The 22,004-nt window shown below is 73.6% G+C and carries 22 protein-coding genes; 18 read left to right on the top strand and 4 right to left on the bottom strand.

From position 1 onward, the window contains the following. The first annotated feature begins 6 nt into the window (after nt 1–6). The 5 genes from hisS (at nt 7) to A2CP1_RS12295 (ending at nt 4,637) form a co-directional block, all read left to right on the top strand. Nucleotides 7–1,251: a histidine--tRNA ligase gene (gene hisS, locus A2CP1_RS12315; protein WP_012633584.1), complete on the top strand. Its 1,245-nt coding sequence runs from the start codon at nt 7–9 to the stop codon at nt 1,249–1,251. Between the two features lie 5 nt (nt 1,252–1,256). After that, the gene (locus A2CP1_RS12310; RefSeq protein ID WP_012633583.1) at nt 1,257–1,802 is read left to right on the top strand and encodes a hypothetical protein; all 546 of its coding nucleotides are present in this window, start codon (nt 1,257–1,259) and stop codon (nt 1,800–1,802) included. Continuing rightward, nucleotides 1,802–2,719 carry a tRNA (adenosine(37)-N6)-dimethylallyltransferase MiaA gene (gene miaA / locus A2CP1_RS12305; RefSeq protein ID WP_012633582.1) on the top strand — a complete coding sequence of 306 codons (918 nt, stop codon included), beginning with the start codon at nt 1,802–1,804 and terminating at the stop codon, nt 2,717–2,719. The genes A2CP1_RS12310 and miaA overlap by 1 nt, the downstream gene beginning before the upstream one ends. A gap of 154 nt (nt 2,720–2,873) precedes the next feature. After that, nucleotides 2,874–3,497, top strand: a complete 624-nt coding sequence (locus A2CP1_RS12300) for a hypothetical protein (protein WP_245529770.1) — start codon at nt 2,874–2,876, stop codon at nt 3,495–3,497. 171 nt (nt 3,498–3,668) lie between these two features. Continuing rightward, nucleotides 3,669–4,637, top strand: a complete 969-nt coding sequence (locus tag A2CP1_RS12295) for an acetyl-CoA carboxylase carboxyltransferase subunit alpha (RefSeq protein ID WP_012633580.1) — start codon at nt 3,669–3,671, stop codon at nt 4,635–4,637. On the opposite strand, the gene A2CP1_RS12290 is transcribed toward A2CP1_RS12295, so the two are convergent. Further along, a complete protein-coding gene (locus tag A2CP1_RS12290) occupies nt 4,621–5,007 on the bottom strand; it encodes a hypothetical protein (protein ID WP_012633579.1) in 387 nt (128 codons plus the stop codon). The genes A2CP1_RS12295 and A2CP1_RS12290 overlap by 17 nt on opposite strands. A 98-nt stretch (nt 5,008–5,105) precedes the next feature. On the opposite strand from A2CP1_RS12290, the gene cmk reads away from it, so the two are divergent. Together cmk and A2CP1_RS12280 are read left to right on the top strand one after the other, a co-directional pair. After that, nucleotides 5,106–5,861, top strand: coding sequence for a (d)CMP kinase (gene cmk, locus A2CP1_RS12285; protein ID WP_012633578.1), 756 nt, complete (start codon nt 5,106–5,108; stop codon nt 5,859–5,861). After that, the gene (locus A2CP1_RS12280) at nt 5,858–6,514 is read left to right on the top strand and encodes a hypothetical protein (protein WP_012633577.1); all 657 of its coding nucleotides are present in this window, start codon (nt 5,858–5,860) and stop codon (nt 6,512–6,514) included. Before cmk ends, A2CP1_RS12280 begins: the two co-directional genes overlap by 4 nt. A gap of 248 nt (nt 6,515–6,762) precedes the next feature. Here the strand turns inward: A2CP1_RS12280 and A2CP1_RS12275 are convergent, their stop codons facing one another. Next, a complete protein-coding gene (locus A2CP1_RS12275) occupies nt 6,763–8,151 on the bottom strand; it encodes an alpha/beta hydrolase (protein WP_012633576.1) in 1,389 nt (462 codons plus the stop codon). Nucleotides 8,152–8,299: 148 nt separating this feature from the next. Between A2CP1_RS12275 and ispH the strand changes: the two genes are divergently transcribed. From ispH to A2CP1_RS12235, 8 genes are all read left to right on the top strand, one after another. After that, the gene (ispH, locus tag A2CP1_RS12270) at nt 8,300–9,136 is read left to right on the top strand and encodes a 4-hydroxy-3-methylbut-2-enyl diphosphate reductase (protein WP_041450506.1); all 837 of its coding nucleotides are present in this window, start codon (nt 8,300–8,302) and stop codon (nt 9,134–9,136) included. A gap of 221 nt (nt 9,137–9,357) precedes the next feature. Beyond that, a complete protein-coding gene (locus tag A2CP1_RS12265; protein WP_011420576.1) occupies nt 9,358–11,064 on the top strand; it encodes a 30S ribosomal protein S1 in 1,707 nt (568 codons plus the stop codon). 105 nt (nt 11,065–11,169) lie between these two features. Further along, on the top strand, nt 11,170–12,318 hold the full coding sequence (sppA, locus tag A2CP1_RS12260; RefSeq protein WP_012633574.1) for a signal peptide peptidase SppA: 1,149 nt from the start codon (nt 11,170–11,172) through the stop codon (nt 12,316–12,318). A gap of 25 nt (nt 12,319–12,343) precedes the next feature. Continuing rightward, entirely contained in the window at nt 12,344–12,841 is a 498-nt protein-coding gene (locus tag A2CP1_RS12255; protein ID WP_012633573.1) for an HIT family protein, read from the top strand. Further along, nucleotides 12,838–13,947 carry a tetratricopeptide repeat protein gene (locus A2CP1_RS12250; protein ID WP_012633572.1) on the top strand — a complete coding sequence of 370 codons (1,110 nt, stop codon included), beginning with the start codon at nt 12,838–12,840 and terminating at the stop codon, nt 13,945–13,947. Before A2CP1_RS12255 ends, A2CP1_RS12250 begins: the two co-directional genes overlap by 4 nt. A 70-nt stretch (nt 13,948–14,017) precedes the next feature. Beyond that, nucleotides 14,018–15,814, top strand: a complete 1,797-nt coding sequence (locus A2CP1_RS12245) for an arginine--tRNA ligase (RefSeq protein ID WP_012633571.1) — start codon at nt 14,018–14,020, stop codon at nt 15,812–15,814. A gap of 71 nt (nt 15,815–15,885) precedes the next feature. After that, nucleotides 15,886–16,614, top strand: coding sequence for an SPOR domain-containing protein (locus A2CP1_RS12240; protein WP_012633570.1), 729 nt, complete (start codon nt 15,886–15,888; stop codon nt 16,612–16,614). Between the two features lie 30 nt (nt 16,615–16,644). Beyond that, complete coding sequence (locus A2CP1_RS12235) at nt 16,645–17,001, top strand: cupin domain-containing protein (RefSeq protein ID WP_012633569.1); 357 nt, start codon at nt 16,645–16,647, stop codon at nt 16,999–17,001. A gap of 310 nt (nt 17,002–17,311) precedes the next feature. Here the strand turns inward: A2CP1_RS12235 and A2CP1_RS12230 are convergent, their stop codons facing one another. Together A2CP1_RS12230 and A2CP1_RS12225 are read right to left on the bottom strand one after the other, a co-directional pair. Next, a complete protein-coding gene (locus tag A2CP1_RS12230; protein WP_012633568.1) occupies nt 17,312–17,590 on the bottom strand; it encodes a hypothetical protein in 279 nt (92 codons plus the stop codon). Then, nucleotides 17,587–19,179 (bottom strand): NAD(P)/FAD-dependent oxidoreductase, encoded by a 1,593-nt coding sequence (locus A2CP1_RS12225; protein WP_012633567.1) that lies wholly within the window; start codon nt 19,177–19,179, stop codon nt 17,587–17,589. The genes A2CP1_RS12230 and A2CP1_RS12225 overlap by 4 nt, the downstream gene beginning before the upstream one ends. A 242-nt stretch (nt 19,180–19,421) precedes the next feature. Here A2CP1_RS12225 and A2CP1_RS12220 point away from each other — a divergent pair, with 242 nt between their 5' ends. From A2CP1_RS12220 to A2CP1_RS12210, 3 genes are all read left to right on the top strand, one after another. Continuing rightward, on the top strand, nt 19,422–19,640 hold the full coding sequence (locus A2CP1_RS12220) for a hypothetical protein (RefSeq protein ID WP_232288193.1): 219 nt from the start codon (nt 19,422–19,424) through the stop codon (nt 19,638–19,640). Between the two features lie 162 nt (nt 19,641–19,802). Then, nucleotides 19,803–20,804, top strand: coding sequence for a type I glyceraldehyde-3-phosphate dehydrogenase (gap, locus tag A2CP1_RS12215; RefSeq protein WP_012633566.1), 1,002 nt, complete (start codon nt 19,803–19,805; stop codon nt 20,802–20,804). 8 nt (nt 20,805–20,812) lie between these two features. After that, nucleotides 20,813–22,003, top strand: coding sequence for a phosphoglycerate kinase (locus A2CP1_RS12210; RefSeq protein ID WP_012633565.1), 1,191 nt, complete (start codon nt 20,813–20,815; stop codon nt 22,001–22,003). Nucleotide 22,004 lies beyond the last annotated feature (1 nt).

Below are 22,004 nucleotides of genomic sequence, written 5' to 3'. Positions count from 1 at the left end.
GCCGGCGTGAAGATCAACGGCGTGAAGGGCATGAACGACGTCCTCCCCGCGGACGTCGCCCGCTGGCACGAGATGGAGGCGGTCGCGCGCGAGGTGTTCGCGCTGTACGGCTACCGCGAGGTGCGGACCCCGGCCGTGGAGCACGCGGCGCTGTTCGCCCGCGGCGTCGGCGAGGCCACCGACATCGTCAACAAGGAGATGTACGTCTTCGAGGACAAGGGCGAGGAGCTGCTCGCGCTGCGCCCCGAGGGCACCGCCGGCACGGTGCGCGCGTTCATCGAGCACGGCGCGTTCGTGGAGGGCCCGCAGAAGTGGTTCTACATGGGCCCGATGTTCCGGCGCGAGCGGCCGCAGAAGGGCCGCTACCGCCAGTTCCACCAGATCGGCTGCGAGGCGTTCGGCGTCGCCGAGCCGTACCTCGACGCGGAGCAGATCGCGCTGCTCGCCGACTACTTCGCGCGCCTGGGCGTGACCGCGGAGCTGAAGCTCAACTCGGTGGGCGATGCGCAGTGCCGCCCCGCCTACCTCGCCGACCTGAAGGCGTACCTGGTCGCGAACCAGGGCGCGCTCTGCGCCGACTGCAAGGACCGCATCGAGCGCAACCCACTCCGCGTGCTCGACTGCAAGGTCGAGTCCTGCCAGCCGGTGCTGGAGCAGGCGCCGCGGCTGCTGGAGCGGCTCTGCGAGCCGTGCCGGGCGCACTTCGACCAGGTGAAGGCCGGCCTCGACGCGCTCGGCGTCGCCTACCGCGTCGAGCCGCGGCTGGTGCGCGGGCTCGACTACTACGTGCGCACCGCGTACGAGTTCACCTCCGACGCGCTCGGGTCCCAGTCCGCCGTCGCGGGTGGCGGCCGGTACGACCGGCTGGTCGAGACGCTCGGCGGCCCGCCCACGCCGGGCATCGGCTTCGCCCTCGGCGAGGAGCGCCTCTCGATGATCCTGGAGAAGGTGGGCCGCGCCGCGCCGGAGCGGCGGCCGGCGGTGTTCTTCGTCAGCGCGGACGCGACCGGCGCGCTCGAGGCGCTGCGGCTCGCGGCCGGGCTGCGGCGGGCAGGGATCGCCTGCGAGCTCGATCCGCGCGGCGGCAAGCTGAAGGCGCAGTTCAAGCAGGCGGAGCGGGTCGGCGCGCGGTGGGCGGTGGTGCTCGGCGGCAACGAGGTCGCGACCGGGCAGGCCAAGCTGAAGGACCTGCAGACGCGCGAGGAGACGCCGGTGGCGCTCTCGGAGCTCGCCGCGCGGGTCTCGGGGTAGCCGCCATGCCGCTCGCGCCCCTCGCCGCGCTCGCGCTCGCCCTCGCCGCCGCGCCCGGGCCGGCCCCGACGACCGCCCCGAAGCCTGCCTCGACGCCGGCGTCGGCGCGGGCACCGGCCAGCGGCGGCGCCGCCGCCGGTCCGGTCGTGCTGGAGGTCACCGCGGACCGCGGCGTCGCGGCCGCGATCGTCGGGGCCGTGACCGAGCGGCTGTGCGCGGCGGTGGCCGAGGCGGCCCGCGCCGACGCGATCTGTCCGGACGGCGCCCCCGAGCTGGACGTGGTGGCGCGCGCCGAGGCGCTCGGCGCCTGCCAGGGCGAGGACTGCCCGCGGACGGTGGGCGAGGCGCTCGAGGCCGGTCGCCGCGTCCTGGCGCGCCTGGAGCGTGACGCGTCGGGCGGGCTGCGGATCACGGTCCGGCTGCTCGGCGCCGCGGGCGTGCCGGTGGCCTCGGCGGCGGCGCCGCTGCCGGAGGACGTCGAGCCGCTGCTCGCGCGCGCGGCGTCGCTCGTCCCCGGGCTGTTCGAGGCGCGCGGCGCCGGGGCTCGCTGATGCGGCTGGTGGTGGTCGCCGGGCCGACCGCGTCCGGCAAGACCGCGCTCGCGATCGCGCTGGCGCGTCGGCTCGGCGGCGAGATCGTCAACGCCGACTCGCAGCAGGTCTACCGCGGGCTCGACGTCGGGACCGCCAAGCCCACCGCCGAGGAGCGCGGCGCCGCCCCGCACCACCTGCTCGACCTCGTCGAGCCGGGGGAGGGGATGGACGCGGCCCGCTTCGCGGCGCTCGCGGATGCCGCCATCGCCGGGATCGCCGCGCGCGGACGCGTGCCCATCGTGGCGGGAGGCACCGGGCTGTACGTCCGGGCCCTCCTGCACGGCGTGGTGGAGGCGCCCGGGCGAGACCCGGCGCTCCGGGCGGCGCTGGAGGAGGAGGCGGCGCGACTGGGCCGGCCGGCGGTCCACGCCCGGCTCGCCGCCGTGGACCCCGCCGCGGCGGAGCGCATCCGGCCCAACGACCTGGTGCGGGTGGTGCGCGCGCTGGAGATCGCCGCCGGCGGCCGCACGCCCTCCGAGCTCTACCAGGCGCACGCGTTCCGCGAGGACCGCTACGACGCGGCGCTGCTCGCGCTCGACCCGCCGCGCGCCGAGCTGCACGCGCGCATCGACGCGCGCGTCCGCGCGATGTTCGCGGGCGGCCTGCTCGACGAGGCGCGCGCGCTCGAGGCGCGCTTCGTCGGCGCGCTGCCGGCCCGGCTCCCCATCGGCTACGCGGAGGCGGCGGCGCACCTGCGCGGCGAGCTCGATCTGGAGGAGGCCATCCGGCGCGTCCAGGTGGCGCACCGCCGCTACGCGCGCCGCCAGGTGATCTGGCTCCGCAGGGAGCGCGGCGTCGCCTGGATCGCGCCGCCGCACGACGTCGAGGCGCTGTCGCGCCGAGTCCTGGAGCCGCGACCTCCCGCGATCCGGTGACCCGCGATCGCGGCACACGTCGCAGCCGATTTCGCCACACCCGCCTGATCTTCGTCACTCCGGCACACAGTCGACTACAGTGCGGCCGCTGTCTCACGTTCCACGGGGGCGAAATATGCGTCGAGTGAAGTTCGGGTTGATGGCGGCTGTCCTGATGATTCTCCTGGGCGCGCGCTCCGCGTCCGCGCGCGAGGCCTGGGGCTACCTGGTCTGCGAGTCCGATCCCAGCGTGGCGGTCCCGGGGGCCGTGCTGACGTTCACGCAGGGTAGCGTCGTGTCCACGTCGTACGCGCCGACGGGCGCCGACGGCTGGTACGGGTTCATGCTGTATCCGGGCAACTTCGGCCTGTGGAGCGTCAGCATCGACCTGACCGCACAGGGCGGCTCCGCGAACTACGATGCCGGTCAGGTCAACATCGTGGAGACCTCGCCGCTGTCGTTCGTGCCGACCATCACGATCCCCGCGGGCATCATCCCGCTGTGCGGCGGCACGCCGCCGCCGCCCGTGTGCGAGGAGCTGTCCGGCGTCGAGGACGGCTCGACGTTCTGCGGCAACCTCGGCAACCCGCGGAACGAGTGCGCCTACTTCGGCCTCGTGCCCGCCGGCAAGGACGACGGGCTCACCGGTCAGAGCCACGAAGCGTCGATGGACGCCGACCTGGCGCTGGTGAAGGCCGGCACCTGCTACAAGGTGTACGTGGGCGTGAGCGCCGGTGACACGCTGGCCACGCCGAATGGTCAGGCCATCTCGCACGTCACCTACTGCAGCTGCGAGTAGCGCTTCCAAGCCGCCGAACCCAGCCGCGCACGCTCCGGTCCCGGGGCGTGCGCGGTGTCGTTTCCGGAGGCCGCGCGGGCGTGCTTTCGGTTGGCGCGGCGCGTCGAAAAGCGCTGAGAAGCCGGTGGGCTGCGCGCGTGCGTTCCGGCGGCGCCGTGCTATAAGCCGTCCGTGTCCAAGCCAGCCTACGCCCTCGACTTCGAGCGCCCGCTCCTCGCCCTCGAGTCCAAGATCGCCGAGCTGAAGGAGCTCTCCGGCGGCGCCAAGGTCGACTTCAGCGAGGAGATCCAGAAGCTCGAGAAGAAGGCCCGGAAGCTCCAGGCCGAGATCTTCAGCGACCTCGACCGGTGGCAGACCGTCCAGCTCGCCCGGCACCCGCAGCGCCCGTACACCCTCGACTACCTGAGGGAGCTGTTCACCGACTTCTTCGACATCGAGGGCGATCGTCGCTTCTCTGCCGACCACTCGATCGTGTCCGGGTTCGCCCGCTTCGACGGCGAGCCGGTGGTGGTCATCGGCCACCAGAAGGGCCGGAGCACCAAGGAGAACATGCTCCGGAACTTCGGCATGCCGCGGCCGGAGGGCTACCGCAAGGCGCGCCGCCTGTTCGACCTCGCCAACCGGTTCCGCAAGCCGGTCATCACCTTCATCGACACGCCGGGCGCCTACCCCGGCATCGGCGCCGAGGAGCGGGGCCAGGCCGAGGCCATCGCGGTGAACCTCGAGGTGATGTCGTCGCTGGAGGTGCCGGTCATCGCCATCGTGATCGGCGAGGGCGGCTCCGGCGGCGCGCTCGCGCTCGGCGTCGCGAACCGCGTGCTCATGCTGCAGTACTCGATCTACTCGGTCATCTCGCCGGAGAGCTGCAGCGCCATCCTCTACCGCGATCCGACGAAGGCGCAGAAGTCGGCGGACGCGCTCAAGCTCACGGCGCGCGACCTGGCCGGCTTCGGGATCACCGACGAGCTCGTCCCGGAGGCGCCCGGCGGGGCGCACCGCGACCCGGTGCTCACCGCCAAGAACGTGGGCGACGCGCTCCGCCGCCACCTCGCCGAGCTCCGGAAGCTGTCGCCCGAGCAGCTCGTCACCGACCGGTACCGCAAGTTCCGGGCGATGGGCGTGTTCACCTCGGAGGAGTGACGGCGCCGAGCGGGATCCGCTCCTCCGGCGCGCCCTCCGGTCCCGCCCGCAGCACCGCGTAGGAGCCGGTCCGGGGCCGCGCGGCGCGCACCGCCGGCTCCACCGCGGCCCAGAGCGCCCGCGCGTCGGGGCCGGCCAGGTGCAGCACGCAGAAGCCGTCGCGCCACTCGTCCCGGACCAGCCGGCCCGCGCCGCCCGCCAGCCGCTCCATCAGCGCGTACTCGAGATCGCGGAGCCGCTCGCGCTCCGCCCGCGAGCCGTGCGGCCGCTCGTCCAGCCGGAGGTGGACGGACACCGGCTGCTCCGGCGCCGTCGCCGCGCCGGGGATGGCGACGAGCAGGGCGGCCAGGCCGGCGGCGACGGCGTGCACCCCGGGATCGTGACGCCGGAGCCGGCCGGCGCCAGTCCGCGATGGGGGACCTCGGCGCGGTCGCGCCTCCCGGCGGACAGGGGTATAACGGTTCGCCCATGCCCGTCCCCCAGGGCTCCTCGAGCCCCGCACCCGCGCACCGCCCCTTCATCGTCGCGATCGACGGGCCGGCCGGCGCGGGCAAGTCCACCGCCTCGCGGCAGCTCGCCGCGCGGCTCGGGTTCGCCATGGTGGACACCGGCGCCATCTACCGGACCGTGGCGCTCGCCGCGACGCTCCGCGGGATCGCGCTCGACGACGACGCCGGCCTGGGCCAGCTGCTCCCGCTGCTCGCCATCCGCTTCGCGCCCTCCGGGCAGCCCGGCGGCGGCCAGCGGGTCCTCCTCGGCGAGGAGGACGTGTCGGTGGAGATCCGCACCCCGCCCATGTCGCTCGGGGCGAGCAAGGTGTCGGCGCGGCCGGTGGTGCGGGCCGGGCTGCTCGAGCTGCAGCGCCGGCTCGCGCTCGCCGCGGAGAACCGCGGGGCGGTGCTCGAGGGACGCGACATCGGCACGGTGGTGTTCCCGGACGCCGACGCCAAGTTCTTCCTGGTCGCGACGCCCGAGGAGCGGGCGCGGCGGCGCCACGCCGAGCTGCTGGCGAAGGGCGACGGCTCCACCTTCGAGGAAGTGCTCGCCGACCAGCTGAAGCGCGACCGGCAGGACTCGGAGCGCGAGATCGCCCCCCTCCGTCCGGCGGAGGACGCGGTGGTGGTGGACACGAGCGGCACGCCGCTCGAGGCGGTGGTGGACGCGCTCGCCCGCGAGGTGCGCGCGCGCCAGCGCCGGCGCGGGCGCGCCGGGGGCCGGCCGTGAGCGAGGGCGAGCGCACCTACGGGCCGAAGGAGTGCGGGACCTGCCGGCTGTGGCGGCCCATCCTGGAGGACGCGCGCGGCCCCATCGGCCCGTGCCGCCTGGGCGTGCGCACCGGCGACTTCCCGGGCACCGCGCCCGTCTGCGAGCGTTACCTGTCCCGCGAGGCCGCCATCCCCTCCGCGCCGCCGCCCGAGCCGGCGCGCCGCCGCGCGCGCGCGCCCGGGCCGAGCGTGGTCGTGCACCGCGCCCCGGGCCACGGCACGCCCGCGCCGTCGCCCACCACCTCCGTCCCCTTGCCCGAGGAGCTGACCGACATGACGCGAGAGGAGTTCGCCCAGGCCATCCGCGAGGCGCTGCGCGAGGACGTGCCCGTCCCGCTCGCGCCCAAGTGGGAGGGCGGCACGGTGGTGCTGAAGCCCGGGGATCCCGGCACCGCGCCCAAGGAGATCCCGCTCGACAGCCTGTTCCACAAGATCGTGATGATCCGCGACCGGCTGCGGGTGCTGGAGCAGAAGGTCAACGCCACCGACAAGCTGACGGACGCCGAGAAGGTGGAGCTGCAGCAGTACGTGACGCGGTGCTACGGCTCGCTCACGACGTTCAACGTGCTGTTCAGGGACGAGAAGGACCGCTTCGTCGGCGAGAAGGCCTGAGAGCACGTGACCCCATCCCCTCCCGTCGCCGCGGCGGCCGATCCGCGTCGCATCGCGTCGTTGCTCCTCCCTCACATGCCTCGGGGCATGCTCGGTCGTCGCGCCTCGCGCTGCTCGCGTCTCGACCGCCTGGCTCGGTCCGGGGATGGATTCACGCGCTCTGAGCGCCCATCGCGGGCGGCGCCGGCCGCTCGCGCGGCCGTCGCGAGCCGCGCGATCGCGGGACGGCACGCGGAGCGCGGCGCGGCTCAGTTGCCGTGGTGGTGGTGGTCCTCCCAGCCCCGATCCCCGGCCTTGCCGCAGAGGTTCGGCAGCCCGGGCCAGGTGGGGTTGAGCGCCTCGCGGATCGGCGCGCGGGCGGTCGCGGCCTCGAGGTGGGCGCGGTACGCGGCGGCGTCGGGATCCTTCGCCCGCTCGGCCACCTCGAGCGCGGTCCGGAACGCGCCCTTCGCCTCCTCGAGCCGGTCCGCGCGCACCAGCGCCATGCCCAGCACGTCGTGCGCCGCCGCGCTGGCCGGGTGCCAGGCCGCGTTCTGCCGCAGGGCGCGGATGCCGTCGTCGAGCTTCCCGTCGCGGATCGCCTGGCGGCCGGCGGCGTCCACGACCGGCTCGGGCGGCCGGACCGTCCAGCCGAGCCGCTCCGACAGCCTCGCGTAGTGGCGCTCGACCGCGGGGAGCCCGCCGCCGGGCCCGACCGCGCCAGCCGGGGCGGGCATCATCCACCCGGCGAACACCTCCTTGAAGCCGCGCGTGGCGCCCTCGAGCACCACCGACCCGTGATCCTCCTCCGGCAGCTCCACCGCCGCGACCTGCAGGCCGCTGGCGCCGCGCACCGTCCGCACCAGCGCCTGCGCCTGCTTCGCCGCCGCCGGGCCGTCGTTCGGCGAGACGATCACCATCACGCCGCGCGGCCCGCGGCCGCCTGCCAGCGCCTCGCGGGCGCGCCGCACCGGCTCGTCGCCGTTCCAGGTGAGCGTCGGCGCCAGCGCCAGCGTCGCCTGGAACAGGCCGGGGCGCGCCAGCTGCGCGTGCACCGCGAGCAGCCCACCCAGCGAGTGCCCCACCAGCATGCGAAACGGCTCGGTCCGGTAGGAGCGCTCGACGTGCGGGATGAGCTCGTCCTGCAGGAACGACAGGAACCGGTCGCCGCCGCCGGCGGTCTTGAACGCGGCCGGCGGCGCGCCCTCGAACCTGCCCGGCGACGGGGTGAGGTCGCGCACCCGGTCGGCGTGGTCGATCCCGACCAGGATCACCTCCGGCATGCGCCCGTTCTGCGCGAGGAACCGCGTCACGGTGGCGAGCAGGGCGAGGCTGGGGCTCCCGTCGGTGAAGTAGACCACCGGGTAGCGCCGGCCGGAGGTGGCGTAGCCGGGCGGCGCGAGCACCACGAAGCTGCGCTCCTCGCCGAGCACCGCCGAGCGGATCCGGAACGCGCCGGAGGGCTCCGGCGTCGCGGGCGCCGCGGCGGCCGCGTCGGGCGGGGCGGCGGACGAGGCGGCCGCGGTTGCGGCGGCAGGGGCGGGCGTGGGGCCGGGCGACGCAGCCGGAGGAGCGGGGGGAGTGGTCGCCTGCGCCGCGGCAGCGCTTGCGAGGGTGAGCGCCGCCAGGGAGGCCACGACTCGTCCGAGGGTTCGCATCGCCAGTCCTCCAGCGGGGGTCCTGTGCCGAGAGGCCCGCCCCGGGAACTTCGTGACTCCGAGTAGAGGGGACAACCCCGGCGGTGCGCCACGGATGGAGGGGTCGGGTGGCTGGCCGTCGCAGGGCGCGCCGTTATATAGAGGCGCCGTGGACGTCAAGATCGCGAAGACCGCCGGGTTCTGCTGGGGTGTGCGCCGCACCGTCGACAAGGTGATGGAGGTCGCCGACCAGCACCGGGCCCCCGTCGTCACCCTCGGGCCCATCATCCACAACCCCCAGGCGGTCGCCCGCTTCAGCGAGAAGGGCGTCGGGACCGTGAACGGGATCGGCGAGGTGACCGACGGGACCACCGTCGTGGTCCGCACCCACGGCGCGGTCCGCGAGGAGCTGGAGCGCGCCGAGGCGCGCGGGCTCGAGGTGGTGGACGGCACCTGCCCCTACGTGAAGTACCCGCAGGCCATGGCCCAGCGCCTCTCGCGCGAGGGCTACCACATCGTCATCGTCGGGGACGCGAACCACGCCGAGATCAAGGGCGTCATCTCGTACTCCGAGCAGCCGTGCACGGTGGTGAAGCCGGGCGGCCCGGTCCCCGAGATCAAGGCGAAGAAGGTCGCGGTCATCGCCCAGACCACCTGCATCGGCGCGGAGTTCGAGAGGGTGGTGGGCGTCCTGGCCCTCCGGCACAAGGAGGTCCGGGCCGTGAACACCATCTGCAACGACACCGAGGAGCGCCAGGCGGACGCCCGGGCGCTCGCCAGCGAGGTCGACGCGGTGGTGGTGGTGGGCGGGAAGAACAGCGCCAACACGCGCCACCTCGCCGAGATCTGCCGCGCCATCCAGCCGCGCACCTGGCACGTCGAGACCGAGGCCGAGCTCGAGGCGGCCTGGTTCGAGGGGTGCCGCGTGGTCGGCCTTTCGGCGGGGGCATCGACGCCGGACTGGGTGGTCGAGGGGGTGGCGGCCTGGCTGCGGGTCCTCCGCTAGCCGGGGCCCGCCTTGACGCTGCAATTTCAGACGTGTAGCGTGCGCACTCCGTAATCCGGAATGTAGGCCGGGGTACGCCCGGCGCGCGACGGCTCCTCGATCCCCGGGGGCGCGGCGCGAAGCACCAGACCCAGGGGGCAACGCAGTGGCAACGCCGGCACGATCCAGCCCCGAGCTTCGACGGGCGCCGGCGCTTCCCGGAAAAAGGTTGGCCTAACCGAATGGAGAATCAGACTCCCCGCACGCCCGACGTCGAGACCGAGGACTTCGCGACGCTCTTCGCCGCGAGCGAAGCCAGCGCCGGTCCGATCGAGGAGGGCAAGGTCGTCAACGGCACCGTCATCCAGCTGACCAAGGACTACGCCGTCATCGACATCGGCTACAAGTCCGAAGGCCAGGTGCCCATCTCCGAGTTCTCGACCGCCCCCGGCGGCGAGCCCGCGGTGAAGGTGGGCGACAAGGTCGAGGTGCTCGTCGAGTCCCGGGAGAACGACACCGGGATGGTCGTCCTCTCCAAGGAGAAGGCCGACAAGATGCGCATCTGGGACGAGATCTCCGCCGCGTGCGAGCGCGACGAGCTCGTCGAGGGCGTGATCGTCGGGCGCGTGAAGGGCGGCCTCTCCGTCGACATCGGCGTGAAGGCGTTCCTCCCCGGTTCGCAGGTCGACATCCGGCCGGTCCGGAACCTGGACAAGCTGATCGGCGAGAAGTTCAAGTTCAAGGTCATCAAGTTCAACAAGAAGCGCGGGAACATCGTCCTGTCGCGCCGGGTCCTCCTCGAGAAGGAGCGCGAGGAGCTGAAGAAGGAGACCCTGAAGAACCTGAAGGAGGGCGCGATCCTCAAGGGCGTGGTCAAGAACCTCACCGACTACGGCGCGTTCATCGACCTGGGCGGCATCGACGGCCTGCTGCACGTCACCGACATGAGCTGGGGCCGCATCGGCCACCCGTCGGAGATGTTCGAGGTCGGCCAGGAGGTCCGCGTCGTCGTCCTGAAGTTCGACCCGACCTCCGAGCGCGTCAGCCTGGGCCTGAAGCAGATCCAGGAGGACCCGTGGCACCGCGCCGACGAGAAGTATCCGGTCGGCACGCGCGTCAAGGGCAAGGTGGTCTCGCTCACCGACTACGGCGCGTTCATCGAGCTGGAGCAGGGCGTCGAGGGCCTCGTCCACGTCTCGGAGATGAGCTGGACGAAGCGGGTGAAGCACCCCTCGAAGCTGGTCAACGTGGGCGATCAGGTCGAGGCGGTGGTGCTCGACATCGACCCGAAGGCCAAGCGGATCAGCCTCGGCATGAAGCAGATCGAGGCGAACCCCTGGACGCTGCTCGAGGACAAGTATCCGATCGGCACGACGATCCGCGGCGAGGTCCGCAACGTCACCGACTTCGGCATCTTCGTGGGCGTCGAGGAGGGCATCGACGGCCTCGTGCACGTGTCCGACATCTCCTGGACCGAGCGCATCAAGCACCCGGGCGAGAAGTTCAAGAAGGGTGACGTGGTCGAGGCGGTGGTGCTCAACATCGACGTCGAGAACGAGCGCTTCAGCCTCGGCATCAAGCAGGCGCACGTCGACCCGTGGACCACGCTCTCCGAGCGGCACCCGGTGGGCGCCCGCGTGAAGGGCCGCGTCACCAAGGTCACCGACTTCGGCGCGTTCGTGGAGATCGAGCCGGGCATCGAGGGCCTGGTGCACGTGTCCGAGATGAAGGACGAGCGCGTGGAGAACCCGCGCGACGTCGTGCAGGAGGGCCAGGAGGTCGAGGTCAAGGTCATCGACATGGACCTCCAGGACCGCAAGGTCGCCCTCTCCATGAAGGCGGTCAACCGCGACGGCGGCGAGGACGACTACCGCGAGTACCTGCGCCGCCAGGGCGACGGCCGCGCCCGCCTCGGCGACCTGATGGAGAAGTTCAACCGCCGCAAGTAGCCTCGCGGCGGTCCGGAGCACCGGCGGGCGGCCTGCGCGAGCGGGCCGCCCGCTTCATTTTTGCCGGTTGCGACCCCCCCGGCCGCGTGCTTACCTGACCCGACCATGAACCCCAGCGATCCCAACGAGCCCCTCCCCACCACGCCGGTCGGCCCGCAGGAGCCGCAGCCCGGGGCGACCGGGCCGGGATCGCCCGCGCGGCCGGAGCCGCCGCGCTGGGGCGCGCCGCCCCCGCCGCCGCCGAGCTGGGGCCCGCCGCCCGGCCCGCCGCCGCCGCCCGCGAGCTGGGGCGCGCCCCCGCCCGGCATGCCGCCGCAGCCGCCGCCGCGCCGCGATCGCCTGGCGCTCGGCATCGTCGCCTTCATCTTCGGCGGCCTGTTCCTGGTGTTCTTCGGGTTCCTGCTGCTGGCGTTCGGCGCGGTGCGGGGCGAGTCCCCGCGCCTCGGCTCCGGTCCGCGCGTCGGCGTCATCGACGTGAAGGGCACCATCGGCGGCGGCGAGCGCGACGAGACCGAGGACATCCTGAAGCGCATCCGCCGGTTCGCCGAGGACGGCGATCTCAAGGCGGTGGTGATCCGGGTGGACTCTCCCGGCGGCTCGGTGGGCGCCAGCCAGGAGATCCACGACGAGGTGAAGCGCCTCGCGCAGAAGAAGGTCGTGGTCTGCTCGATGGGCAACCTGGCCGCCTCGGGCGGCCTGTACGTGTCGGTGGCCTGCCCGAAGATCGTCGCGAACCCCGGCACGCTCACCGGCTCGATCGGCGTCATCAGCCAGTTCCCGAACGTGAAGGATCTCGCCGAGAAGCTGGGGGTGAAGGTCGAGACGGTGAAGACCGGCAAGCTGAAGGACGCCGGCAACCCGTTCCGCGACATGACGCCGGAGGACCGCGCCTACTGGCAGGGGCTGGTCGAGAACACGCTGGGCCAGTTCGTGAAGGCGGTGGCCGAGGGGCGCAAGCTCGACGAGGCGAAGGTGCGCGCCATCGCCGACGGCCGCGTGCTCACCGGCGCGCAGGCGAAGGAGGCCGGGCTGGTGGACCAGCTCGGCAACTTCTACGACGCGGTCGAGCTGGCGAAGCAGGAGGCGAAGCTGAGCGGCGAGGCGGTGCTGGTCTACCCGCCCGACGAGCACGGCCGGTTCCTCGAGCAGCTCATGGGCGGCGCGGCCGGCGCGGTGGCCGACGCGGTCGCCACCCGGGTGGCGCAGGGCGCGGCCGACGCGCGGCAGCCCGGCGTCTACTTCCTCGCGCGGTAGCGGCGCGCGCCGCAAGGAGACTCCCGTGCAGCAGCCGCTCTGGGCCCCGTGGCGCATGGAGTTCATCCGGTCCGAGAAGCCGGCCGGGTGCATCTTCTGCGACTTCCCCGCGGCGCCGGAGGCGGCCGACCGCGGCAACCTGGTGGTGCACCGCTCGGCGCACGCGTTCACCTGCCTGAACCGGTTCCCGTACAACTCCGGGCACGTGATGGTGATCCCGCGCGCGCACGTCGCCGACCTCGGCGCGCTCGGGCCGGCGGAGTGGGCCGACCTGCAGGAGGAGCTGCGCCGCGCCGCCGCCGTCGTGAAGGCGGTCTACCGGCCGGACGGCATGAACGTCGGCATGAACCTGGGTCGCGCCGCCGGCGCGGGGATCGCCGACCACCTGCACTGGCACGTGGTGCCGCGCTGGATCGGCGACAACAACTTCATGCCGGTGCTGGCCGACAACCGCGTGGTCGTGGAGGCGCTCGACGAGGCCTGGCAGCGGCTGCACGCCGGGTTCGCCGCGCTGGGCCCGTGACGCAGCTCTGGCTCGCGCTCGCCGCCGGCTCGCTCGCCGCGATCGTGGCGATCCTGCTCGCGGAGCGCCTGCGCCGGCGCCGCGACGAGGCGCAGGCCTACCTGAAGGGCGTCCGCTCCATCGTGCAGGGCGACCCGGACGCCGCCATCGAGGCGCTCTCCGACGCCGCGCGCCTGGGCACGCCCGAGGCGGTGGACACCTACCTGGCGCTGGGCGCGCTGTTCCGGCGCGAGGGCGACCTCGCCCGTGCGGTGCGCCTGCACCGGAACATGCTGCTCGGCCGCGGGCTCGACCCGGCGCGGCGCGCCGAGGTGGAGCGCGAGCTGGCCGAGGACTACCGGCGGAGCGGCATGCTCGCCGAGGCCGCCGAGCTGTACGCCCGGCTGGCGGAGGGCGACGGGGATCGCGCCGCGGCCGAGGGGCTGCGCGACGTGAGGGTCGAGCAGGGCGACCTGGCGGGCGCGGTGGCGCTGCAGCGGCGCCTCGGCCCGGGCGACGGAGACCCGGTGCTGGCGCACCTGCTCGCGGCGCAGGCGCGCGAGGCGCTGCGCGGCGACCCGGCGCAGGCGGCGGCGCTCGCGCGAGAGGGGCTGGCGGCGCACCCGCGCAGCGCGGACGCCTGGATGGCGCTCGCCGAGGCGGAGGCCGCCGCGGGCGCGACCGCCGCAGCCCTGGACGCTGCGGGCCGCTCGCTCGAGGAGGACCCGCGCGCCGCGCTGCTGGCGTGGCCGGCGCTCGCCGCGGTGCCGGACGCCGCGGCGGCCGAGGCGTTCGCGGCGGCCCGCGCGGCCGCGCGCCCGGACGACCCGGCCCTGCACCTGCTGCACGGCCGCGCGCTGCACCGCTGCGCGCGGAACCCGGAGGCGGTGGCGGCGCTGCGCCTGGCGCTGGAGCGCGACCGGGTGGGCGAGGTGTCGCTGGCGATGCGGGAGCTGCTGCACCAGGCCGCCGCGCCGGGCCCGGACGACCTCGCCGCCCGCCACGACCTGCTGGTCGCGGCGCTGCTCCGCCGCGGCAAGGCCCCGCGCTGCGAGCGCTGCGGCTCCGACGCACCGTCGCGCGCGTGGCGGTGCCGCCGCTGCGGCGCGTTCGACGCCTATCCCTGAGCAAGCTCCGGCCCGCGCGCGGCCCGGCGCTTGCTTCCGGCGCGCGCCCCCGGTAGAGAGACCCCTTCCTATGGTCCGTGATCGCGTCATCGAACTCTTCCGCAAGGCGCTCGCCCAGGGCGCCGACGACGGGCGCTGGCCGGCGGCGGGCGCCGGCTTCTCGGTGGAGGCGCCGCGCGACCCGAAGCACGGCGACTTCGCGGTGAACGCCGCCATGGTGCTGGCGAAGCAGGCGGGCAGGCCGCCGCGCGAGCTGGCGCAGGCGATCGTCGAGGCGGTGCGCGCGGCCGACACCGCCGGCGACCTGGCCGGCCTGGAGATCGCCGGCCCCGGCTTCATCAACGTGCGGCTCTCCCCGGACCTGTGGCTGCGCACGCTCGCGCGCGCGGTCGCGGAGGGCCCGGACTACGGCCGGACCGCGGTGGGGCAGGGGAAGAAGGTCATCGTCGAGTACGTGTCGGCCAACCCGACCGGCCCGATGCACGTCGGGCACGGGCGCAACGCGGTCGTGGGCGACGGCGTCCAGGGCCTGCTGCGCTGGGCCGGCTTCGACGTCACCCGCGAGTACTACGTCAACGACTACGGCGCGCAGGTGCAGACGCTGGCGCGCTCGGTCCACCTCCGCTACCAGGAGCTGCACGGGCGGACCGTGACCATGCCGCCCAAGAGCTATCCGGGCGAGTACGTGAAGGACATCGCCGCCGGCCTGAAGGCCGAGTACGGGGCGAGGTTCCTGGACGCGCCCGAGGCCGAGTGGCTCACGCTGTTCCGCGACCACTCGGTCCAGCACGTGCTCGGGATGATCCGCGGGGACCTCGCCGCGGTGAACATCTCGTTCGACCGCTGGTCGTCGGAGAAGGCGCTCTACGAGTCGGGCACGGTGGACCGCTTCCTCCGCTTCCTGGAGGAGAAGGACCTCGTCTACGTCGGCAAGCTGCCGCCGCCGAAGTCGAAGAAGGGGCAGCCGCCGCCGCAGCCGCAGCCCGACGAGGAGGGCGTGACCGCGGCCGAGGACCTCACGCTGTTCCGCTCGTCGGCGTACGGCGACGAGGTGGACCGGCCGGTGAAGAAGGCGGACGGGACGCCCACCTACTTCTGCGCGGACATCGCGTACCACTGGGACAAGCGCCAGCGCGCGGACGCGCTGGTGGACGTGCTCGGCGCCGACCACGGCGGCTACGTGCCGCGGCTCGAGGCGGCGATGGAGGCGCTGGGCGCCTCGCGCAAGGACCTGCACGTCGTGCTGATCCAGATGGTCAGCCTGATGCGCGGGGGCGAGTCGGTGAAGATGTCGAAGCGCGCCGGCACGCTCGTGTCGCTGCGGGAGGTGGTCGACGAGGTGGGGCGCGACGCGACCCGCTTCATCTTCCTCACCCGGCGCTCCGACGCGCCGCTCGACTTCGACGTCGAGCTCGCCAAGCGGCAGACGCTCGACAACCCGGTCTTCTACGTCCAGTACGGGCACGCGCGCCTGGCGGCCATCTTCCAGAAGGCGCGCGAGGCCGGGCACGCGGTGCCCGACTTCGACCTCGAGGCCGCGCGGACGCTCGCCTCGCCGGAGGAGCAGGACCTCATCCGCCGCATCGCCGCGTTCCCGGACATGCTCGCCGCCGCCGCGCTCGCCTACGAGCCGCACCGGGTGGCGTTCTACCTCCAGGAGACCATCGCCGCGTTCCACTCCTGGTACACGCAGGGGAAGAAGAGCGGCGAGAAGGTCATCGGGCCCGACCCGGTCAAGACCGCGGCGCGCCTGTTCCTGTGCCGCGCCCTGAAGCAGGTGCTCGCGAACGGCCTGGCGGTCCTGGGCGTCTCCGCGCCGGATCGGATGGAGAGTCCGGAAACTCGCGATATCGCGGACGACGTCTAGAATCCAGGCTGCCGCGGTTCGCGCCCCCGGTCCTCGCGGCGCGCGCCCGTCTCCGCGGCGGGGTGACGTCCATGCGCGAAGAGAACGTCCGGAGCCGTGAGAAGTTCGAGCTGTCCCTGGACGGCCGCCAGATCGCGTCGATCGTGGTCGGCGCGCTCGTGATCCTGGGCGTCATCTTCGTCCTCGGCCTGAACGTGGGCCGGCAGATGGCCGCCCGGCAGGCGGAGGCGGTCCGCGGCTCCGGCGACCTGGACGCGCTCGACCGCGTCCCGGTGGCGGCCCCGGCCCCGGCCCGGAACGACCTGACCTTCTACGACCAGCTCCCCAAGGGGAAGCCGTCGGCGCCGCCGCCGGTCGAGGCGCGCCCGGCGCCCGCCCCGGCGGCCGCGCCCGCTGCCGCGCCCGCTGCCGCGCCTGCGCCGTCCGCCACGGCCGCCGCCGCGCCCGCCGCGCCGCCCGCCGTGGCCGCCGCCGCGCCCGAGAAGCCCGCCGCCGCGCCGCCCGCGCCGTCGCCCAAGCCGGCCGCCGCCCCGGCGCCGTCCGCCGCCGCGCCGAAGCCGGCCGCGGCGGGCGCGTTCGTGGTGCAGCTCGCCGCCACCCAGAGCCGGACCGAGGCGGAGCGGATCGCCGCGAAGTACCGGGCGCTCTCGCCGCGCATCGAGGCCGCCGACGTCCCGGGCAAGGGCCGCTTCTTCCGGGTGCGGGCGGGCAGCTTCGGGACCCGCGCGGAGGCGGAGCGCTACCTGCGCGACGCCGAGCGGGAATCGGGGGCCAAGGGATTCGTGACGGCGAGCCGGTGAGCCTAGCTTCACGTCGGGAGCCGGAGAGACATGACCAGCACTTTCGAGAACCCGAAGCGCGTCGAGAAGCCCTGGGGCCACGAGCTCTGGTGGGCCCACACCGAGCGCTACGTCGGCAAGCTCCTGCACGTGAAGGCGGGGACGCAGCTCTCGCTCCAGTACCACGTGAGGAAGGACGAGACGATCCACCTCTGGAGCGGCGAGATGGTGCTCGTCCTCCAGGAGGATGGCCGCCTGGTCGATCACCCGATGCGCCCCGGCGACAGCTACCACGTGCGGCCGGGCACGGTGCACCGCATGCGCGCGGTGACCGACTGCGACGTGCTGGAGGTGTCGACGCCCGAGGTCGAGGACGTGGTGCGCGTCCAGGACGACTACGGGCGCTGAGAGAGCGTGAACCCATCCCCTCCCGTCGCCGCGGCGGCCGATCCGCGTCGCATCGCGTCGTTGCTCCTCCCTCACAGGCCTCGGGGCATGCTCGGTCGTCGCGCCTCGCGCTGCTCGCGTCTCGACCGCCTGGCTCGGTCCGGGGATGGATTCACGCGCTCTGAGCGGCGCCGGGCGGTCCGGCCGCAGGCGACGCCGGGGTTGCCCCGCGCAGGCGCCCCGGCCGCTTCGCACGCGCCCCGGGGCGCGAAGACCGCCGCGCGCCGGTCGCGGGGCGCGGCAGGGCGCGCAGCGGCGAGAGCCGGTCTCGTCAGCGGGAGAGCAGGATCCCGATCGCGGTCGCGAGGACGACCAGCGCCGCGACCAGCAGCGCCACCCTGCGCGGGCTCTCGGCGCGGGTCTCGCGCACGCCCTGCAGCGCGTGCATGGCCCCGGCGCGCGTCCAGCGGTCGGAGGTCTCCGCGCGGACCAGATCGTCGTCGGCGAGGAAGCCGTGCGCGTAGAGCGCGTGCAGGTCCGCGAGCGACGGGACCACGAGCTCGCGGCCGCTCGCGTCCCGCACGTGGTAGCGCATGGGCTTCCGTCTCATGCCGGCCCCAGCTCCGCGGCGATGGCCTCGGCGACGCGCAGCCCGTCCACCGCCGAGGAGACGATGCCGCCCGCGTAGCCGGCGCCCTCGCCGGCGGGGTAGACGCCGCGGAGCGCCGGGCTCTGCAGATCCTCGCCGCGCACCAGGCGGCAGGGCGCGCTGGTGCGGGTCTCGACGCCGATGAGCAGCGCCTCGTCGGTGACGAAGCCGTGCATGCGCTTCTCGAAGCTCCGCAGGCCGGCGCGGAGCGCCTCGCGCACCGCCGGCGGGAAGAGCTGCGACAGATCGGCCGGCACCACGCCGGGGCGATACGAGGTGCGGCCGGGCGCGGTTCCCGGCCTGCCGGCGAGATAGGCCGACAGCCGCTGCGCCGGCGCGTGGTACCCGCCGCCGCCGAGGCGGTAGGCGGCGCGCTCCCACTTGCGCTGCCACTCGAGGCCGGCGAGCGGCCCCTCGAAGCCCTCGGCGGCGAAGTCCGCCGGCGAGACCGCGACCACCATGCCGGCGTTCGCGAGCGGCGAGCTGCGGTGCGAGTTGGACATGCCGTTCGTGCACTGCATCTCGGGCTCGGTCGGGGTGGGGACCACCACGCCGCCGGGGCACATGCAGAACGAGAAGACGCCGCGCGCCGCGCCCGCCACCCGCGGGTTGTCGGCCAGCTTGTAGTCGGCGGGCGGGAGCTTCGGGTGGCGCCGCTCGGTGCCGTACTGGATGCGGTCGATGAGCGGCTGCGGGTGCTCCGCGCGGAACCCGACCGCGAACGGCTTCGCCTCGACGGGCCAGCCCCGGCGGGCGAACAGCTCGAACAGCTCCCGCGCGCTGTTCCCCGGGGCGAGCACCAGGCGGTCGGAGTCGACGGTGCGGCCGTCGGCGAGCGTCAGGCCGCGGAAGCGACCGCCGGCGAGCTCCAGGTCCACGGCGCGGGCGCCCCACAGGAACGTGCAGCCGCCGCGCTCCAGCTCCTCGCGCATGGCGGAGATGGCGCCGGGCAGGAGGTCGGAGCCGACGTGCGGCTTCCCCTCGGCCAGGATCCGCGACACGCCCCCGAAGCGCGCGAACAGCTCGACCACCTTGCGCACCGCCGGGTGGTGGATGCGCGTCCCGAGCTTGCCGTCGGTGTACGCGCCCGCGCCCCCCTCGCCGAAGTTCATGTTCGACTCGGGATCGAGCGCGCCGGACCGCATGAGCTCGGCGACGTCGCGCCGGCGTGGCCCGACCGGCTTGCCGCGATCGACCACCACCGACGGCACGCCGCGCTCCAGCAGCTCCCAGGCGCAGAACAGGCCGGCCGGGCCCGCCCCGAGGATGATGGGCGGGGCGGCCGGCGCGCGCACCCTCGGCGCCGGTGGCTCGGGGGCCGGGGCGGGCGTCACGTCGGCGCCGGCGGCGTGGACCTCGCCGTCGACCGTCGCCTCGAGGTTCACCAGCCACCGCGCGTGGCCCTTCTTCCGCGCATCGAGCGAGCGGCGGATCACCAGCACCTCGCGGAGGTGCGCGGCCGAGACGCCCAGGCGCTCGGCGGCGCGGCGCGTCAGCAGCCCCTCGTCCTCGTCGAGCCAGAGCGGGATGTTCGAGATCCTGTACCGCAAGCCACACCTCTCCGACCGCGAAGCGGGTTACGCGCCGGTCTGTCATGCGGGCAGGGGATGCGAACCGGCCTACGCACCCACCCTCGGCTCCGGAAAGGGCCTGGAAGGGCACAACTACATGAAAATATTGGTGCGGTCACCTTCGAATGGGTTTGGCCCGCCCCTTGCTGCTTCCGGGGGCCACGGTCGTTTGCGGCGCGGCCAAGTCCGCACCGCGCGGGAGAAACTCAATGGTGCCAGGCATGCTCGACGTCAAGGGAACTCAGATCCTCGCGAAGTCGCTCTTCAAGGAGCTGCGTGGCAACGGCTACTCGCCCAACCAGATCCTGAGCCTCTCGACCGAGCTCATCGACCTCGTCACCCAGGATCTCAAGGGCGAGCACGACGCCGAGGCCCTCCGGGCCACGCCGCCCCAGCTCCTCGGCGAGGACGCCAAGGAAGGCTGGCGGGCCGCCCTCTAGCGCGGCCGCACCCACGGCCTGGGAGCGCGCGGACGGTGCCGGGAGAACCCGGCGCCGTCCTTGCTTTTTTTCCGGCTCCATCCCACCTCGTTTCCGTTGACTCCCCATGTCGCGGAAAGTAGCTTAGGCCACCTTTTTCAACCCCCAGGAGGAGGGCGGCGCATGGCGCGTATCGCAATCAACGGCTTCGGTCGCATCGGTCGCTGCATCGTTCGCGCTGCCATCGAGCGCGGGGAGAAGGACCTGGAGTTCGTCTCCATCAACGACCTCACCGACACGAAGACCCTGGCCCACCTGCTGAAGTACGACTCCGTGCACGGCGTCCTGAACGCCGACGTGAAGGCCACGGACAAGGGCATCGTGGTGAACGGCAAGGAGATCCAGGTCACGGCCATCAAGTCGCCGGCCGACCTGCCGCATACCGCGAACAAGGTGGACCTGGTGCTGGAGTGCACCGGCCTGTTCACCGAGCGCGCCAAGGCCGAGGGCCACCTCCAGGCCGGCGGGCCGCGGGTGCTGATCTCGGCGCCGGCGAAGGGCCCGGACATCACCATCGCCTACGGCATCAACCACCAGCAGCTCGACCTCGCGAAGCACAAGATCATCTCGAACGCGTCCTGCACCACCAACTGCCTCACGCCGGTGGCGAAGGTCCTGCTCGAGTCGTTCGGCATCAAGCGCGGCCTGATGACGACGATCCACTCGTACACGAACGACCAGAACCTGCTCGACCTGCCGCACAAGGACCTGCGCCGGGCCCGCGCCGCCGCGCTGTCGATGATCCCGTCGACCACCGGCGCCGCCAAGGCGGTCGCCGAGGTGATCCCGGCGCTGAAGGGCAAGCTGCACGGCACCGCGGTGCGCGTGCCCACGCCGAACGTCTCCCTGGTGGACCTCACGGTGGAGCTGGAGAAGAGCGCCACCGCCGAGGAGATCAACGCGGAGTTCAAGAAGGCGGCCGAGGGCGCGCTGAAGGGCGTGCTCGAGTACTCCGAGGCGCCGACCGTCTCGGTGGACTACAACCACAACCCGCACTCGTCGATCTTCGACGCCACCAACACCTTCGTCATCGACGGCAACTTCGCGAAGGTGTTCGCCTGGTACGACAACGAGTGGGGCTTCTCGAACCGCATGGTGGACGTGGCGAAGCTCGTCACGAAGTGAGAGCCGCCATGGCGCTCAGGACCATCGACGCCCTCGAGCTCGCGGGCAAGCGGGTCTTCATCCGCGTGGACTTCAACGTCCCGCTCGACCCGCAGGGCAGGGTGACCGACGACGCGCGCATCCGCGCCGCGCTGCCGACCATCCGCCACGCGATCCAGGCCAAGGCCAAGGTGATCCTGGCCTCGCACCTGGGGCGCCCGAAGGGCAAGCCGGAGGATCGCCAGAAGCTCACCCTGGAGCCGGCGGCGGTGCGGCTCTCCGAACTGCTCTCCCAGGACGTGATCCTGGCGGACGACTGCGTCGGCGACGGGGTGAAGAAGCTGGTGCGGGACCTGAAGGACGGGCACGTCCTCCTGCTCGAGAACCTCCGGTTCCACCCCGAGGAGGAGAAGAACGACGAGGCGTTCGCCCGCGAGCTGGCCAGCCTGGCCGACGTGTGGGTGAACGACGCGTTCGGCACCGCGCACCGCGCCCACGCCTCGACCGCGGGCATGGCGAGGTTCGTGAAGGAGAAGGCCGCCGGCTTCCTGGTGCAGAAGGAGGTCGAGTACCTGGGCAAGGCGCTCGGCAGCCCGGCGCGGCCGTTCGTCGCCATCGTCGGCGGCGCCAAGGTGTCGGACAAGATCAAGGTCCTCGAGAACCTCATCGCCAAGGCCGACGCGATCTGCGTCGGCGGCGCGATGGCCTACACGTTCCTGAAGGCGCAGGGCGTGCCGGTGGGGAAGAGCCTGGTCGAGGAGGACAAGCTCGAGCTGGCCCGCCAGATCCTGGAGCGCGCCGAGGCCCGCAAGGTGGACTTGCTGCTCCCGGTGGACCACGTCTGCGGCGCGGAGCCCAAGGAGACCGCCGAGCGCGTGGTCGTGAACGACCGCGCCATCCCCGACGGCCTCATGGGCCTCGACATCGGCCCGAAGACGCTCGACCGCTACCGGCAGCGCATCGCCGCGGCGAAGACCGTCTTCTGGAACGGCCCCATGGGCCTGTTCGAGCAGAAGCCGTGGTCCGAGGGCACCTTCGGCGTCGCGAAGGCGATGGCGGCGAGCCCGGCCGTCACCGTGGTGGGCGGCGGCGACAGCGCCGCGGCCGTCGAGCAGGCCGGTCTCGTGGACGCGATGAAGCACGTCTCCACCGGCGGCGGCGCCAGCCTCGAGTTCATCGAGGGGCGAGAGCTGCCCGGCGTGAAGGCTTGCGAGGAGTGAC

This window comes from Anaeromyxobacter dehalogenans 2CP-1 (assembly GCF_000022145.1).
In the GTDB taxonomy this organism is placed as follows: domain Bacteria; phylum Myxococcota; class Myxococcia; order Myxococcales; family Anaeromyxobacteraceae; genus Anaeromyxobacter; species Anaeromyxobacter dehalogenans.
Note: the sequence above shows the minus strand (reverse complement) of the source record. Positions and strands in the feature narration are given on the sequence as shown.

Coding starts and splice junctions, on each gene's coding strand:
- A2CP1_RS12310 (WP_012633583.1), top strand. CDS start 1,257: ATGCCGCTCGCGCCCCTCGCCGCGCTCGCGCTCGCCCTCGCCGCCGCG.
- miaA (WP_012633582.1), top strand. CDS start 1,802: ATGCGGCTGGTGGTGGTCGCCGGGCCGACCGCGTCCGGCAAGACCGCG.
- A2CP1_RS12300 (WP_245529770.1), top strand. CDS start 2,874: ATGATTCTCCTGGGCGCGCGCTCCGCGTCCGCGCGCGAGGCCTGGGGC.
- cmk (WP_012633578.1), top strand. CDS start 5,106: ATGCCCGTCCCCCAGGGCTCCTCGAGCCCCGCACCCGCGCACCGCCCC.
- A2CP1_RS12275 (WP_012633576.1), bottom strand. CDS start 8,151: ATGCGAACCCTCGGACGAGTCGTGGCCTCCCTGGCGGCGCTCACCCTC.
- A2CP1_RS12265 (WP_011420576.1), top strand. CDS start 9,358: ATGGAGAATCAGACTCCCCGCACGCCCGACGTCGAGACCGAGGACTTC.
- sppA (WP_012633574.1), top strand. CDS start 11,170: ATGAACCCCAGCGATCCCAACGAGCCCCTCCCCACCACGCCGGTCGGC.
- A2CP1_RS12245 (WP_012633571.1), top strand. CDS start 14,018: ATGGTCCGTGATCGCGTCATCGAACTCTTCCGCAAGGCGCTCGCCCAG.
- A2CP1_RS12240 (WP_012633570.1), top strand. CDS start 15,886: ATGCGCGAAGAGAACGTCCGGAGCCGTGAGAAGTTCGAGCTGTCCCTG.
- A2CP1_RS12235 (WP_012633569.1), top strand. CDS start 16,645: ATGACCAGCACTTTCGAGAACCCGAAGCGCGTCGAGAAGCCCTGGGGC.
- A2CP1_RS12230 (WP_012633568.1), bottom strand. CDS start 17,590: ATGAGACGGAAGCCCATGCGCTACCACGTGCGGGACGCGAGCGGCCGC.
- A2CP1_RS12220 (WP_232288193.1), top strand. CDS start 19,422: ATGCTCGACGTCAAGGGAACTCAGATCCTCGCGAAGTCGCTCTTCAAG.
- gap (WP_012633566.1), top strand. CDS start 19,803: ATGGCGCGTATCGCAATCAACGGCTTCGGTCGCATCGGTCGCTGCATC.
- A2CP1_RS12210 (WP_012633565.1), top strand. CDS start 20,813: ATGGCGCTCAGGACCATCGACGCCCTCGAGCTCGCGGGCAAGCGGGTC.